Annotated in this window: 10 protein-coding genes; 7 read left to right on the plus strand and 3 right to left on the minus strand. The window is 42.9% G+C overall.

All coding sequences use genetic code 11. The features are described from left to right. Positions 1-67: 67 nt before the first annotated feature. On the minus strand, positions 68-1537 hold the full coding sequence (locus BHV72_RS15585; RefSeq protein WP_286856585.1) for a ligand-binding sensor domain-containing protein: 1470 nt from the start codon (positions 1535-1537) through the stop codon (positions 68-70). 238 nt (positions 1538-1775) lie between these two features. Here BHV72_RS15585 and BHV72_RS15590 point away from each other — a divergent pair, with 238 nt between their 5' ends. The 3 genes from BHV72_RS15590 to BHV72_RS15600 all read left to right on the plus strand — a co-directional run bounded on the left by BHV72_RS15590 (position 1776) and on the right by BHV72_RS15600 (position 7307). Next, positions 1776-2552 (plus strand): glycoside hydrolase family 16 protein, encoded by a 777-nt coding sequence (locus tag BHV72_RS15590; protein ID WP_005679517.1) that lies wholly within the window; start codon positions 1776-1778, stop codon positions 2550-2552. 73 nt (positions 2553-2625) lie between these two features. Then, positions 2626-5667: a SusC/RagA family TonB-linked outer membrane protein gene (locus tag BHV72_RS15595; RefSeq protein WP_055256231.1), complete on the plus strand. Its 3042-nt coding sequence runs from the start codon at positions 2626-2628 to the stop codon at positions 5665-5667. Between the two features lie 20 nt (positions 5668-5687). Further along, positions 5688-7307: a RagB/SusD family nutrient uptake outer membrane protein gene (locus BHV72_RS15600; protein WP_005679520.1), complete on the plus strand. Its 1620-nt coding sequence runs from the start codon at positions 5688-5690 to the stop codon at positions 7305-7307. A gap of 325 nt (positions 7308-7632) precedes the next feature. On the opposite strand, the gene BHV72_RS15605 is transcribed toward BHV72_RS15600, so the two are convergent. After that, a complete protein-coding gene (locus tag BHV72_RS15605) occupies positions 7633-8712 on the minus strand; it encodes an N-acetylmuramoyl-L-alanine amidase family protein (RefSeq protein WP_286856589.1) in 1080 nt (359 codons plus the stop codon). Positions 8713-8853: 141 nt separating this feature from the next. Between BHV72_RS15605 and BHV72_RS15610 the strand changes: the two genes are divergently transcribed. The 4 genes from BHV72_RS15610 (at position 8854) to BHV72_RS15625 (ending at position 14820) form a co-directional block, all read left to right on the plus strand. Then, the gene (locus tag BHV72_RS15610; RefSeq protein ID WP_286856591.1) at positions 8854-10083 is read left to right on the plus strand and encodes an O-acetylhomoserine aminocarboxypropyltransferase/cysteine synthase family protein; all 1230 of its coding nucleotides are present in this window, start codon (positions 8854-8856) and stop codon (positions 10081-10083) included. Positions 10084-10804: 721 nt separating this feature from the next. Continuing rightward, complete coding sequence (locus BHV72_RS15615; RefSeq protein ID WP_286856593.1) at positions 10805-12124, plus strand: TolC family protein; 1320 nt, start codon at positions 10805-10807, stop codon at positions 12122-12124. A 41-nt stretch (positions 12125-12165) separates the two neighbouring features. Next, positions 12166-13200, plus strand: a complete 1035-nt coding sequence (locus BHV72_RS15620) for an HlyD family secretion protein (protein WP_286856594.1) — start codon at positions 12166-12168, stop codon at positions 13198-13200. 3 nt (positions 13201-13203) lie between these two features. Then, the gene (locus BHV72_RS15625) at positions 13204-14820 is read left to right on the plus strand and encodes a hypothetical protein (RefSeq protein ID WP_122264872.1); all 1617 of its coding nucleotides are present in this window, start codon (positions 13204-13206) and stop codon (positions 14818-14820) included. Between the two features lie 120 nt (positions 14821-14940). Here the strand turns inward: BHV72_RS15625 and BHV72_RS15630 are convergent, their stop codons facing one another. Next, positions 14941-16005 (minus strand): glycoside hydrolase family 95-like protein, encoded by a 1065-nt coding sequence (locus BHV72_RS15630; RefSeq protein ID WP_286856595.1) that lies wholly within the window; start codon positions 16003-16005, stop codon positions 14941-14943. Positions 16006-16023 lie beyond the last annotated feature (18 nt).

Here is a 16023-nt window from a genome sequence, read left to right on the forward strand (position 1 = left end):
AAACGATGATTAAACAGGCTTTAATTTTGCACCAAAAATCACATTTTGTTTTATGTTAATATGTGTTTTAATGACACATTTTGTTTTTCGGTCGGGAATTTTTTGATTTGGCGATTGTACTCGAAAATGTATGGTCATGCGTGTGGTATACATAAGTGCCGCAACTGATTATGTATATCTTACCGTCCGCCACCTGATTAGCCAGAGGAAGATAACCGTAAAAACATTCTTTCTTATTAGTTTCTTCGTCAACGATAGTAAAAGGACGGTATTTATGTGTTTTCTTATTGAACAGGAAAATTCCTTTGGTATATAAAGACACCATTAACTCAGTCTCAGACACTTCGGCAATAGAAACAACTTTATCACCATAAGTAGAGGGGAAATGGATAAACTTGTCAGTAGACGGATCATACAGATTAATTCCTCCGCCATCCGTTCCAATCCATACCTTGCCGTCCTTTTCTTCATAAAGGCTAATCACAGATTGCTCGCTAAGGCCGTTGGTATTGTTCAAGATAGCTTCTTTATAAGTCTTTATATACGTTTCTTTAATACTGAATATCCCTCCACGCACACTTCCAGCCCATAAATTATCTTTCATGTCCTTGTACAACAAGGTTATGGAATTGACCGGTAAGGAAGAATAGTCCCCCACTATGTGTTGTAATTGCGAAAACTGAAAGGTTCGGGGAGTAAATAAATTGATTCCGCTCCCGTCTGTTGCCAGCCATATATTACCATTATATTCCGCCATATCCAACACATAATTGTTTTTCAACCCGGAATTTTCTTTTGTGTAATGCTTCAGCATTTTTCCTGTCCGGTCATAACAGTAAAATCCATCTCCATAAAAAGCGGTATAAATGTGATGGTCTGCTGTTACGTATAACGATGTCAACAGATTCTGACTGCTTGGAATCAAAAGGGTGAATTGCCGGATGCGACAGTCATATAAATAGATTCCTTTCTTCCGGGTACCTATCAGAATCTTGCCATCTTCCAAATAAAGCATTTTCTGAATCCTATAATCCACCGGATTAATGCCTTTGCCTTCTTCTTTTTCGATATGAATCGTTTTTAGTTCTTTGCTTTTGTAATCATAACAATGAATGGCATTCTCGCTACCAAACCACATACCACCTTCAACCCCCACAGATGAATAAATAATGGAGAAATTAACAGTGTTAAACTGGTCTTGTTCATCATCATACAGAGCTAGTCCCTTTGAAGTCGCTATCCAGAAATTCCCTAAAGAATCCTCTGTCAAATGATTAATATAGTTACTCGGAAGAGAATGAGGATCTCCCGAGTGATGAAGGTAAGTCTTTATCCCTTCCTGAGTATAGCTATTCAATCCGCTTTTGGTACCTATCCATAAAGTACCTTTATGGTCCAATAAGATAGATTGGGCAGTGGATTGAGAAAGTCCTTGCTCTATGGAGAGTTGGGTGAATGAGTAATTAACGCAGTGTTCAGAAGAAAGCAGTTTTACCCCTGCCAGCAGAAATAATATTATGATTAAGGTACGGTACATTATAAATTCATTTTCTGCAAAAATACATTTTTTTCTCATCACTAAAAATCTGCACCTCATTTTTTCAGCAACTATCCATTAAAAAAGAGAGGCCTTTTCTAAAAAAAATCATCAAAAGCATCCTATTTAGACAAGATTTGACTCGAATTATACGATTCCTGAGTCATTTATAAAAGAAATAGAATACGTTTGCAATGTTAATTTTTAAAGTAAATTCTATGAACCAAAATTTAAGCGTATGAAAAAGGTTATACTTTTATTGTTATCAGCATGTAGCATATTTGCTTGCACTCATACTCCCAAATGGGAATTGGTGTGGGAAGACAACTTTGACGGTGCAGAGCCCGACACTAGTGTATGGAGCCGCATACCTCGCGGCAAACCTGATTGGCAAAACACCCAGTCTTTTGACGACCGTTGTTATGAAATGCGTAACGGCCTTTTAATCTTGAAAGGAATCGTCAATGACAATACAGAGGCAGACGCAGCCCAATACCTGACCGGAGGATTATGGACCAAAGACAAACGTGCTTTCCACGGAGGACGTATCGAAGTACGTGCCAGACTACACGGAGCAAAGGGAGCATGGCCTGCTATATGGACATTGCCTTATGAAACAGACAAATACTCATGGCCTATGGGAGGAGAAGTGGACATTATGGAACGTCTGAACCATGACTCTATTGTCTACCAAACCGTACACTCGCACTATACCTATACACTAGGAATAGAAAACAACCCGAAACACGGAAACACTATTCCCATTAATCCCGAAGACTTCAATGTATATGGAGTGGATTTTTGGCCGGACAGTCTTGTATTCCATGTCAACGGAAAACGAAACTTTGTTTATCCTCGAATTGAAACCGAACAAGAAGGACAGTTTCCTTTTAATATCCCGCAATATTTGCTAATCGATATGCAGTTAGGAGGAAGTTGGGTCGGTACGGTAGATCCGGCCGACTTACCCGTAGAGATGGAAGTAGACTGGGTACGCCATTACCAATGGAAATAAAACGATAAAAGTATTCTTAGTTACAAGAAAATAGATAATAAAGAACTTATTAACTTGCTTAAACTTTAAATTTATGAACGGACAAAAACAAAACTTTTTCCGCATTTTCTTAGCGGGCGTTCTTATACTGCTCTCTTTCGCAGTATATGCACAGGAAAACACAGTGACAGGTAAAGTGTACGATGTATCAGGCGAACCTATTATCGGAGCCAGTGTAGTGATTCAAGGTACGACACAAGGGACTATCACCGACATGGACGGTGCTTTTCAGTTGAAGGCACAACCTTCACAGACGTTGGTCGTTAGCTTCTTAGGATATAAGGATGTCATCCTCCCAATAGGAAACAAAAATAATTTTAAGGTTACTTTGGAAGAAGACTCCAAGAAACTCGACGAAGTGGTCGTGGTGGGATATGCCACCCAAAAGAAAGTGAATCTAACAGGTTCCGTGGCTTCTGTGTCATCCAAGGATATCCAGGACATCCCGGTAGCCAATACAGCTACTTTGTTGCAAGGTCGTCTTCCGGGTCTGGTACTGACTCAAAACGGTGCACAGGCCGGTAATGACAATCCGGAAATAAGAATCCGTGGTATCGGTACTTTTGGTAACAACAACCCGATGGTATTGATTGACGGCGTGGAAGGCAGTCTTTCACAAATTTCCGAAATCCCCTCTGCGGATATCGACAATATCTCTGTATTGAAAGACGCAGCATCTGCAGCTATCTATGGTGTACGTGCCGCCAATGGCGTTATCTTAATTACTACCAAACGAGGACAGGCCTCAAGTAGAGTGAAAGTATCCTACTCGGGAAGCTATACATTACAGACTCCGGGTATCGTTCCCGACTATGTAGACAGTTATAACTGGGCTCTTATGAGAAACGAAGTGAACCCTGACACTTTCTCACCGGAAGCTCTACAAAAACTGAAAGATGGTTCGGATCCCGATCATTATGCAAACACCAATTGGTTGGACGCCGTATTGCGCAATGCCAGTATGCACCAGCATCATTTGTCCGTATCAGGTGGTAGCGAAAATACGCACTTCATGGCCTCGGTAGCTTATTCAAACCAAGATGGTATCATGGTAAAAACAGGTGTAGAGCGTTTCTCTTTTCGTTCAAACCTTGACACCCGCTACAAACGTTTCACATTCGGGCTGAACTTGTCCGGTAACAAAAACAACGTGACGGCTCCCGCTGTTGCTCCTTCGGGCGAAGGCGGTATCATGCGTTTCGTATCTTGGTTCACTCGCCCCACCGTACCGGTGATGTACTCCAACGGACATTATGGCTATGTAGACGGTTCGTCAATGAGCGCCGAAATGGTGAAAAACCCTGTAGAGTTGATGTCCTTAGGACATCGCAGCAACGAATATTGGCGTTTCAACGGTAAGGCGTTTGCCGGTATTGAACTATGGGAAGGATTGAAGTTCCAAACAAGTCTTGCTTATGCTTTCGACCTGAATGCGACTAAGTCTTACACTCCCAAATCTCCTGCCCGCTATGATGCAGACGGAAACATTGTAAAGGCAGCAGGAGAGACTAATAAGGAAGAGGATTATTGGTACCGCAACGCAACATGGACAAATGAAAACTTGCTGACTTATAACAAGCAATTCGACAAACACAATATCAATGTACTGTTGGGGCATTCGGTCATCGGTTCACGTTTCTACAAAACAACAGCATCCATACAGGGTTTCCCAACCGAGAATATTTATGAGCTCAAAGGAGGTACAATCAATCCGGGAGCAACGGGGGAATCAGAAGAATATAAGCTCCAATCATTCTTCGGCCGTGTAAACTACAGTTATGATGACCGGTATTTATTCGAATTCAATATTCGTCATGACGGGTCCTCACGTATGCCCAAAGCCAATCGTTATGCCACATTCCCTTCATTGTCTGCAGGATGGGTATTCTCGAACGAAGGGTTTATGAAAGACTACAGAAACTTCTCTCTCGGAAAGTTACGTCTGTCATGGGGTAAATTAGGTAATCAGGAAATTGGTAACTACGCTTATGCAGCTACTTTGGGTGCAAGCGGAAATTACTTCTTCGACCAAGGTGCAGACAAGCAGGCAGGTATGGTACAGACATCCGTCCCCAATGAAAACATTAAATGGGAAACAACCCGCTCTGTAAACATAGCTCTCGACCTTGGATTCTTCAACAACAGAATACAAACCACCTTTGAATGGTTCGACAAGAAAACTTCCGATATCTTGATGCAACTGGCTATGCCCGGCATTTTCCTGGGTTCTCTCTCCGCTCCTTATCAGAATGTGGGTGCAGTCCGTAACCGCGGTTGGGAATGGACTGTAAATTACTCCGACAGTAGAGGTGACTGGGCTTGGAACGCCGGTTTCAACCTGTCACGTGTAAAGAATGAAATCCTTGAAATGGGTGAATTGGAGGAAAAAATTGACGGCAATATAATCAACCGTATCGGCAACCCTATTGGCGCTTATTTCGGATATAAAGCAATAGGCATCTATCGTACGGAAGCCGACTTGCAACGTACCAACTCGAAGGGTGAAGTTATCAAACAAAACGGTGTGGCTCCCAAATTGGGCGATATCATGTACGCCGACCTTGATGACAACGGTAATATTACTCCTGAAGATCGCGATATTATAGGTAATCCATTCCCGAAATACTCTTATAGTTTCAACCTGGGCGCATCTTGGAAAAACTTCGATTTGTCTACTTTCTGGCAAGGGGTGGGAGGTATCTATCGTTACAGTTGGGAGACTTCTACCGACATTCGAGGCAACCTCACGAGCCGTTGGGTGAACCGTTATTCGGCTGACAACATAAATGCTCCCATGCCTGCACTAGGTAACACCATGAACGATTCTTATTCTTCATTCTGGCTTGAAAAATCAGATTACCTACGTCTGAAGAATCTGGAATTCGGCTATACTTTCCGCCAGGCCGAACTTGCCAAAGTTGGTATTTCCAGCATCCGTGTTTACTTTGCCGGAAGTAATCTATTGACGTTCACACCGTTGAAGAACTGGGATCCGGAAAAGTCATCGGGTGATACAAGAAATGACGTACATCCCAATATGCGTACTTATTCATTTGGATTAAACATTCAATTCTAATTACAAGGAGGACAAATATTATGATTAAGAATACAAAAAATATATGCAGAGTTTTACTATTATCCGGAATGTTATTATCTGCCAGCGCATGTTCGGACAGTTTTCTACAGACAGATTCTCCGAACCAGCCTTCCCAAACGACTTATTGGCAAACCGAATCGGATGCATTGATGGCACTGACCGCTTGCTACGACGCCATGCAAAGCCAAAACTTATATGACGACAACATTGACGGCTGGAAATTCGGATTTCTGGGACGCGAAACCAGCACAGACAATGGTGACCACACATGGGGTAACTGGATGCTAGGTAGTTCCATTTCACAATGTACCTCGGCTACCACCGATGAATGTTTTTCAATGTACTGGAACGCCAATTATGAAGTTATCAAGCGATGCAATATGTTAGTGGAAAACGTAGAACGCATACCAATGGAACAAGAAAAAATAGAAGCATACAAAGCTGAAGCAATAGCATTGCGCGCCCTGATGTATTGCAATCTGACTTCTGTTTTCCGCGATGTACCCTATCTGACAAAACCTCTCACTCTGTCAGAAGCCCAAGCACCCAAAACGGAGCGCAGCCAGATTATCTCTTCTTTGTTGGAAGATCTGAAAATATGGATTCCTAAGATCCCCGTGATAGGAAAAGCACAGACAGGACGTCTGACTCAAGAAGCGGCCTACGCTATTATGGGACGGATAGCCCTTTTCAACCAGCATTGGGACGAGGCTATAAATGCCTACAAAAACGTTGTTGGTAAAATACAACTTTTCAAATCGGGAGACGGCAGCGACCCGGCAGCTAACTTTGCAGACTTATTCAAGGAAGCCAATGAAACAGCTGGTGAAGTATTACTGAGTGTTCACTACAAAGGCCCGGGACTGGGTGAAGGTAATTGCTTTGGAGTTTGCTGGTCTGCTCCGATGAATGCCATCGAAGGATCAATGAATTTATGCGATGATTTTTATTGCACGGATGGATTACCTATTGACAAGTCTCCTTTATTTAAGGGTAGCCTTGACAAAGGAGCTCATACAAAAGAGAATCCGGATATGGGACGTTATGAGAACCGCGACCCTCGTATGAAGGCAACATTGATGCTTCCGGGAATGGAATGGAACGGAAAGTTGTACACTAACAACTTACCTGCCAGCTCCACATGCTGTATCCGTAAATGGTTTACTCCCGAAAATACGGCAAACGAATATGACGGTAGCTTAGATTTCTATGTCATCCGCTATGCAGAGGTACTATTGTCACTCTCTGAAGCTATGATTGAAAAAGGCGGTTACTCCCAAGCGGAAATTACCAAGTATATCAATGAAGTCCGCGACCGCGTAGGTATGCCTGCTGTAGAAGAGGTAGAAGGAACTAATCTGGAACAAGATGAACTACGCGCCATTGTACGCCATGAGCGCCGTGTGGAACTGGCCTTCGAAGATTTACGCTTTGCCGACCTTTATCGCTGGAAAGATTTTGAGAATGCTCAGAAACGTATGCAGGAAGACAAGTCATTCTATGGCTTCGGAGCAGTCGAACGCAATAATCTACGTGGAGCACAAGATTTGGTATGGCCTATTCCGCAAAGTGAGATTGATACAAACCCGATGTTGGAACAGCACAGCGAATGGAAATAGTACTGCCTGATTGCAGTATATAAGTAAAGAGTGAGCACGAAGCCGGAATAAATTATGGTTTCGTGCTTATTCTTTTTTTAATGCAGCCATTTACAATTTCTTTCTGTCACATACATAAAAACGGTACCCCGATTCACATCGCAGCACCGTCACAACACAAACACAAAATAAAACACGACAAAACTACTATGCAATCTACCTGTTATGCCGGGGAGGCATATTCACCGACTCATATATACTCGCATACCTACAAGTAGTCATCAGGCGATTTGCATATATAAAACATTCCTATTTCGGTTTTGTTCACGAAAAAGATGTTTTATATTTATTTTTTCTCTTTATAATCTTTCAGAAAGCCCTCCATTAGCCATTTTGCCAATGCTTGACGATTGGAATTTATCACCAGACGGCGCTGGTCAAAAGAGTTTTGGATATTGCCCAGCTCCACGAAAACAGAAACGGGAGTAGTATGCGAAAGCACATACAAATTGCGTCCGCTCACTGTTCCGGAGAATCCCCGGTTCGGCTGGTGCTTTCCGTACTTTGATTCGAATGTGTCTTTCATATTATTCGCCAAGCGCTTGCTAACCGCTTTTTTGTTTGAATGATAGAAAAAAACATCAGTCTGCTTTCCCTTGCTACGGCTGTCTACATGGATGAAGATTGCCCGGCAGTAGGAATAATTCTTACGGTCTTTCTGGTAAAGGGCATTTATCTTGTTACAACGTTGCTGAAGACGTTGTACCTGATTCAACGGGATCACATCGCCCATGCAAGTCTCCCGTTTGCTGTTCGACAGGTACGAATCGTCTCGAATACCGTCTTTGGCATCTTGAATGATGATATGAACTTCCGCCCCTTCCTGCATCAGGTTACGTGCCAGGCGAAGAGCGATGTCGTAAGCATATTCGTCTTCGTGAAGTTCGTGCTTCCCTACCCGTCCGATAGCTCCGGGATCGGGTCCGCCATGTCCGCTGACGACATAAAAGCAAGCACCTGCAAGGCGGTTGGAAGTGACTTTGACATTTGCCAGTTCCTTTCCGAACAAAGGTTCTTTGATAGTGGTTCCTATTTTAGTCGTTTTAGCTTTGGAAGATCTCTGCTGGGTTCCTGTACCTTTAGCTGTTGTATTTTTAGCCTCTGTATTCCCGGCAGAAGTTCCCGATGATTTCTTTACCGGCGGAATGACATAAGTCACGCCCACTTTCAGCACATTATTCTTTCCCAGTTTCTTCTTGTTCAGTTCGATAAAGTCATCGTAGTACTTCTTCGGAGAACGGTTGTGCCTCAACAGAAAAGACGAGATGCCTTCTCCCGACTTCGGAGTAGCCCTCTGCTGCGCCCAAAGTGCCGTACCCGAGAAAAGAAAAATTAAGAATAAAAGAATATAGAGTTTATTTTTCATATCTACACAATTATCTCCTTCACGTGAGTATCATTTCACTCATAAACAGGGCAAAAATACAATTATTTTCCCTACTTTTGCGCCATTAAAACATTTTTTGAAATAAATCATTAAAACCCGATAACATAACCCGATAACATTATGGCAAAACAATTCAAGCCCGAAACCCTGTGCGTACAGGCAGGGTGGACGCCTAAAAAGGGCGAACCACGCGTATTGCCCATCTATCAAAGTACAACTTTCAAATATTTCTATACCCGCCTGCAGAACCCGACGAATGACGCTGTGGCCGCTAAGATTGCCGCCCTCGAAGGTGGTGTGGCCGCCATGCTGACTTCCAGCGGTCAGGCTGCCAACTTCTACGCTATCTTCAATATTTGCCAGGCAGGTGACCATTTCGTTTGTTCTTCCGCTATCTATGGTGGTACTTTCAACCTGTTCGGAGTGACAATGAAAAAACTCGGTATTGAGGTTACTTTCGTCAATCCGGATGCCGGCGAAGAAGAAATTTCCGCAGCTTTCCGTCCGAATACGAAAGCATTGTTCGGTGAAACAATTTCCAATCCTTCCCTCGAAGTGCTGGATATTGAGAAGTTTGCCCGTATCGCGCACAGCCACGGTGTCCCTTTGATTGTTGACAATACTTTCCCGACTCCGATTAACTGCCGCCCGTTCGAATGGGGAGCAGATATCGTTGTTCACTCCACTACCAAATATATGGACGGACACGCTACCAGCGTAGGCGGTTGTATCGTAGATAGCGGTAACTTCGACTGGGACGCTCATGCCGATAAATTCCCCGGACTTTGCACGCCGGACGAATCTTATCACGGGCTGACTTACACAAAAGCTTTCGGCAAAGGTGCTTATATCACTAAAGCCACTGCACAGTTAATGCGTGACCTCGGCAGCATCCAAAGCCCCCAAAACGCATTCTTACTGAACCTGGGACTTGAAACGCTTCACTTACGCATGCCTCAACATTGCGGCAACGCACAGAAAGTCGCCGAATATCTGTCCAAGAACGAGAAAGTAGCTTGGGTAAACTACTGCGGACTGCCGGATAATAAATATTACACTTTAGCACAGAAATATATGCCGAACGGTTCTTGCGGAGTTATCTCCTTCGGTCTGAAAGGCGGACGTGACGTATCTATCAAGTTTATGGATTCACTGGAATTCATAGCTATCGTCACTCACGTAGCAGATGCACGTAGCTGTGTGCTTCACCCGGCAAGCCATACTCACCGCCAGTTGTCGGACGAACAGCTTATGGAAGCAGGGGTACGCCCGGACTTAATTCGTCTGTCGGTAGGTATCGAAAATGCGGATGATATTATCGCAGATATCGAACAGGCGCTGAATGCATAAAAACTGATTATTACAGTATTACATCATAAAGAAGAGACTGGCTCAATTCCGTTTTGAGTTCAGTCTCTTTTTATTATCCTTACAATAAATTGCAATAAAATATGCCGTTCCAGTATGCTCTGACAAGGAAGTATTCTCACCCTTATGAGAAAAAATACTTATTACTATGAGAAAAAGTTCTCACTATGATGAGAATTTTTTCTCATCATAGTGAGAATACTTTGAGAAAAACCTTATCTCCTGTTTCGAATCTGAATCTCGGTGAAGCAGTTTGCCACTTGTTTATGATAAGTGTTACCGTTATTTCGACAAGCAGGAAATAAGTACTGCTCCGATCTACCGAAATGATGATACAGGGAATATATTCCACCTGTATCTCTTAGATCTTTTATCCGTGTCTCCTACATGAATCTCCGAACAGAAATCGTTAAAAAACATTATATTTCCGTATATACAAGGTCACAACTTACCTGTTTTTTTCCATAATTTTGCAAACCGAATTAGAAAAGCAGGTATCAAGATGAAACTAAAGTATTATCAAATTTCCATTCGCTACGAGAACAAAATGCATGACTTCCACGGTTGGGGTGTAGCAGTGCAGATTTGATTATTTCTATAAGAACTACTCGCCACGATGCGAAATGCTGGCTTCCCTTCTTTGGAGGCGGCATGATATAGGAACATATATTTATCATTATCAACTAAATTTCTTTTTTATTTTATGAGCAAAAAAAGATGGCTCATAGTACCGCTATGCGTAGTACTATGCAGTCAGGGTTCATTTGCCCAAACACTTACCAGGAAAGTTTTGGGCATTAACGAGATGTTCCGTCTGGCAGACGAGAACAGTCAGAGTATTCAAACGTATAAAACCGGGAAGGAAGTTACCGATGAGGCTTTGAAAGCTGCCAAGTCACAACGTTTGCCGGACATCAGCGCATCGCTCTCTTTCAGTTATTTGGGTGACGGGTATCTGTGGGACCGTGACTTCAAGAACGGGCAGAACATTCCAATGCCTCATTTTGGTAATAACTTTGCGCTGGAAGCACAACAGGTCATTTATGCAGGCGGTGCTATCAGCAGCAGTATTACTTTAGCAGAACTCAGTCAGCAAATGGCTGCGCTGGACTGGCAGAAGAACCGGCAGGAGATACGTTTTCTTCTGACCGGCTACTACCTGGATTTATATAAGTTGAATAACCAGGTACAAGTGTTGCAGAAGAACCTCGATTTGACAGAACAGGTGATTCGCAATATGGAAGCCCGACGCACACAAGGAACAGCTCTGAAAAATGACATCACCCGTTATGAGTTACAAAAAGAGACATTGAAACTGCAATTAGCCAAAGTAAAGGATGCATGCAAAATAATGAATCACCAACTGGTGACTACGCTGCATCTTCCTGCCGGAACGGAAATCATCCCCGACTCCACCCTACTGGACGAAGAAGTGAAGGCTCTGGCGGAAAACGACTGGCAACTACTGGCTTCGCAGAGCAATGTCGGTTTGCAGCAAGCACAACTGGCAATGAAGATGAGCAAACAGAAAGTCAAACTGGAACGCTCGGAACTTCTTCCGAAAATAGCTCTCGTAGCCGGTGAGCATCTGGACGGGCCTATCACTATTGAAGTCCCCGTGCTGGATAATAACTTCAATTATTGGCATGTGGGGGTAGGAATCAAATACAATCTTTCATCACTGTTCAAGAACAACAAGAAAGTACGCCAGGCAAAACTGAATATGCGTAAGGCACAGGAAGAATATTCACTAGCGCAGGAACAGATAGAGAACGGCGTCCAAGCCAATTATGTCAATTTCCTGACCTCATTTACCGACCTTCGCACACAAGAGAAAAGCGTGGAGCTTGCCAATCAGAATTACGACGTAACCAGTAATCGCTATAAGAATGACCTTGCATTACTTACCGACATGCTCGATGCCAGCAACATGAAATTAAGCGCAGACCTCGGTCTGGTCAACGCACGTATCAACGTGGTTTACAGTTTCTATAAAATGAAATATATCACACATACCCTTTAATTGAAAATCAATTACTCATACCCTTTTAAATAGAACAGATTATGATAGCTAGAAAGACTCAAAAGATTATATACAACATTCTGATTCTTTGTTTTCTCATTGGTGGTGCCACTTATGTTTGTTCCCGGTTCATTCATTTGGGAAACATCGAATATACCGACAATGCACAGGTGAAACAACATATCACACCTATTAATACCCGTGTGCCGGGATTTATCAAGAAGATATGCTTTGAAGAATATCAGCAGGTACGAAAAGGTGATACGCTCGTTATTATTGAAGATGCGGAATTCTGTCTTCGTGTAGCACAGGCGGAAGCGGATTTGGCCAATGCCACTGCGGGACGGCAGGCAACGACCATAGGCATTACCACTACCCAAAACAACCTGAGCGTAAGTGACGCAAGTATTGAAGAAGTACGCGTACAAATGGAAAATGCCAAACGTGAACTGAACCGTTTTGAGAAATTATTGCAGGAAGATGCTGTGACGAAGCAGCAATATGATAATGTGCATACGGCTTATGAAACAGCCAAAGCCCGTTACGAACAGGTATCGCGTGCCAAACAATCTACGTCTTTAGTGAAAAGCGAACAGACACATCGCCTAGGACAGAACGAAGCAGGTGTCCGCCTGGCAGAAGCAGCTTTAGAGCTTGCCCGTCTGAATCTTTCCTATACGGTTATCATCGCCCCGTGTGACGGTACCACAGGAAAGAAAGAGATTCTGGAGGGTCAGTTGGTTCAACCGGGACAGACCATGGTGGATATTGTAGACAGCAGCGATTTGTGGGTAATCGCCAATTATCGTGAAACCCAGCTTTCCAATATCAGAGAAGGTGCAGATGTGGAAATGACAGCAGATGCAGTGCCGGGCGTCACTTTCAAAGGTATCGTCGAATCCATTTCCGATGCTACGGGAGCGGCTTTCTCAATGATTCCGCAGGACAATGCAACCGGGAACTTTGTAAAGGTAGAACAGCGAATCCCCGTCCGCATCAGCCTGAAAGGAAACAAGCCGAAAGATTTAAAACGCTTGCGTGCCGGTTTCAATGTAGAATGTGAGGTGAAATATTAACGTATGGAAACACCTGTTTTAAATGGCCCTTTCGTGATGCCCATGTTCCGTAGCTTCGTACCGCGGAAGATACAACCGTGGATTTATCTGTTCATTGCCGTTACTTTCCAACTTTCGGGCGGGGTGTATTTGGGAGCATTGAACCAGATGATCGGGGGAATGGCGTTGATGCGTGAGGATATATTGATGTGTATGTACGCCAATCTCGCAGGTATGGCTATCTACTTCCCCTTGCTGTTCCGCATGAAGTTCCGTTTTACAAATAAGACGTTGCTCACATCGGCTGCATTGGGGGTATTGGTCTGTAACCTGATTGCTCCGCATATTACTTTCCTTCCGCTATTGTGGTTGATATGTTTCATCGAAGGCATGTGCAAAATCCAGGGAACCTTTGAATGTATGTCCAACATTCAGTTGTGGATGACGCCCAAACGGGATTTTACCGTTTTCTTTCCCTGGCTTCACATCGTCGTCTTAGGAAGCATCCAGTTGTCCGACCTGATAACGACTTATCTGATGTATCATTATCACTGGACATATATGAATCTTTTCATTGCAGGATTGATGATAATAGTCCTGTTGATACAGACTATTTGCGTAAAGCATTTCCGGTTTATGCGCAAGTTTCCGTTGTTCGGCATTGACTGGCTGGGGGCAGCGTTATGGGCGGCATTGCTGGCCGAGATAGCTTTCCTCTTCAACTACGGTGACTGGTATGACTGGTGGAACAGTCCGGTTATCCGTCAGTTGTCGGTAGCTATCCTGATAACCCTGTTTTTTTGCATCTGGCGCATGCTGACTATCCGTCACCCGTTCTTAGAGCCTAAAATGTGGAGTTACCGCTACCTCTTACCTTTATTGGGACTAATCACACTAGTGGAAGCATTTCTGGCAACCGAGCATGTATTGGAAGAAGTTTTTTATGAGGAAGTGATGAAGTATGAGGAGCTGGTAAGCGTGCAATTGGCGTGGTTTGCTATTATCGGTATAGTAATCGGCTGCGTATTCTCTTATTGGTGGATGCATATCAAACACTATAATTATGTACGTCTTATCATTGTCGGTTTCTTAGGGCTTATCGGCTATCTGATAGGGTTCTATCTGACAATCTCTACTGATATTCACATCTCACAGCTTTATCTTCCGACAATATGCCGGGGATTCGCCTATGCGGTATTAAGCGCCACCTTTATGGTCTGCCTGGAAGAAATCATGACTTTCCAACATTTTTTCCAATCGTTAAGTGTATTCAATATGCTTCACATGGTAGTCGGCGGTGTATTGGGTTGCGCGATCTATGCACAAGGACTGGCTTATTACGTTCCTGATAACCTGGCACGCTACGGGGCGGCAATCGACCATGTATCATTCAGCAGCAGTCCGTTCAATCTCGGCCATTACATGGAAGAGTTTATCAGTCAGATGATGGAAGTGAGCATCAAGCAGATTTATGGCTGGGTGGCTTATGCCTGTATCTTCTTATTCCTGCTGTTGCTGCTTTATGATTTCCCGGTGCGCCGTTCGTTGAAAAGCATGCCAAGCTGGAAAGAAGTGGCACGTGATGTAAAAAACTCTTTTTGGCGTACAGCACAAGGGACATCAAAAAAGATAAATAACTAACTATACGAATGACATCAAAATAGTTTCTTAAAAGAAAGCGACTGTCACCCAAATACAGGAGCAGCCGCTTTTCTTGACAATAATCAGTACAAGCGATATCTATATATTTATAAAATCAAGTTAGTGTTCACGATCTATAAATGTACACTCTTTACCCAACATAGCCTCACCATATTTCTTTGGAAACATATTAGGTACAGCATGATATGTTTTTGATACATGATTCACATCGATACCTTTCTTTCTTACTATATAAGACTCCCCAATTGTAGTTTTAAAAGAAATCACGTTATCTTTATTGACTTCAATATTTACATTTCGATTATTCTGCGTGACAACTTGAACTAAATCATCATCCCAAGGATTCTGTATACGACATTCTTTTCCTGCTAAACTTTTTATCTCAACAAATGGAATATTCCCTAAACTATCTATAACCGAGGAAACAATAAAAGCTCCTTCAGCGCGTAGAGTAAAAGCAGATGCGAATTTCGAAGGTATCGCCGGAAATACCCTTATCTTTCCTTCATGACTTTGAAGTAACATCTCATTGATAGCAGTACCTAAAATACCCATTGTTTCCATACCACATTGAACGAAAGGCTTTGTCCGAAAGCCCGATTTTCCGGCTTCAGGACGATTGTAAGTCAATCTTGAGTCATACATATAGTCACGCTGAGCATATAATTCGGCATTAGGAATCTGATCAACATAACGAGAAAAATAATGCCAATGGTCTAAATTGTAAAATAGCCCTTGATTAAAATGCTGCAAATAATTAACGCTACATTGCAAACGCTCCAACACTTTATCTCCCAGCCCCAATCGTGCGGAAACAATCGCTCCGGGAGTAATAGCATTCCGGTTTTTCGGATGATGCAAAGCAATGTTTCGGGCTATTTCAAAATAATCGGTCCCTTTATGATCCAACCCAAGCACACCTGCCGGAAAAACAGCTGTAGTATGTGCGTCAAAATGATAGCCTTGTATATTTGTTTTCGCATCCGGATACACTTCATTATTTTCTGTAAACGCCAATCCAAATACCTTTCCTTTTTCGGGTACATCCAAAATCGGAGGAGCCCATAAATGTGATATAACATGTTTCCATTGTTTTATCTTTGACTTATCCATATTTAGGTCCTGAGCAGCTTTAATACAATTTTTAAATAATGACTCAATCATGTATCTATCTGTTATTGT

The sequence above is a fragment of the Bacteroides sp. 43_46 genome (assembly GCF_001915455.1).
GTDB classification, from domain to species: Bacteria; Bacteroidota; Bacteroidia; order Bacteroidales; family Bacteroidaceae; genus Bacteroides; species Bacteroides caccae.

What these genes read in the sequence shown, in the direction of transcription:
- BHV72_RS15595 (WP_055256231.1), top strand. Translation starts at nt 2,626, where the DNA reads ATGAACGGACAAAAACAAAACTTTTTCCGCATTTTCTTAGCGGGCGTT.
- BHV72_RS15630 (WP_286856595.1), bottom strand. Translation starts at nt 16,005, where the DNA reads ATGATTGAGTCATTATTTAAAAATTGTATTAAAGCTGCTCAGGACCTA.
- BHV72_RS15585 (WP_286856585.1), bottom strand. Translation starts at nt 1,537, where the DNA reads ATGTACCGTACCTTAATCATAATATTATTTCTGCTGGCAGGGGTAAAA.
- BHV72_RS15625 (WP_122264872.1), top strand. Translation starts at nt 13,204, where the DNA reads ATGGAAACACCTGTTTTAAATGGCCCTTTCGTGATGCCCATGTTCCGT.
- BHV72_RS15605 (WP_286856589.1), bottom strand. Translation starts at nt 8,712, where the DNA reads ATGAAAAATAAACTCTATATTCTTTTATTCTTAATTTTTCTTTTCTCG.
- BHV72_RS15610 (WP_286856591.1), top strand. Translation starts at nt 8,854, where the DNA reads ATGGCAAAACAATTCAAGCCCGAAACCCTGTGCGTACAGGCAGGGTGG.
- BHV72_RS15620 (WP_286856594.1), top strand. Translation starts at nt 12,166, where the DNA reads ATGATAGCTAGAAAGACTCAAAAGATTATATACAACATTCTGATTCTT.
- BHV72_RS15615 (WP_286856593.1), top strand. Translation starts at nt 10,805, where the DNA reads ATGAGCAAAAAAAGATGGCTCATAGTACCGCTATGCGTAGTACTATGC.
- BHV72_RS15600 (WP_005679520.1), top strand. Translation starts at nt 5,688, where the DNA reads ATGATTAAGAATACAAAAAATATATGCAGAGTTTTACTATTATCCGGA.
- BHV72_RS15590 (WP_005679517.1), top strand. Translation starts at nt 1,776, where the DNA reads ATGAAAAAGGTTATACTTTTATTGTTATCAGCATGTAGCATATTTGCT.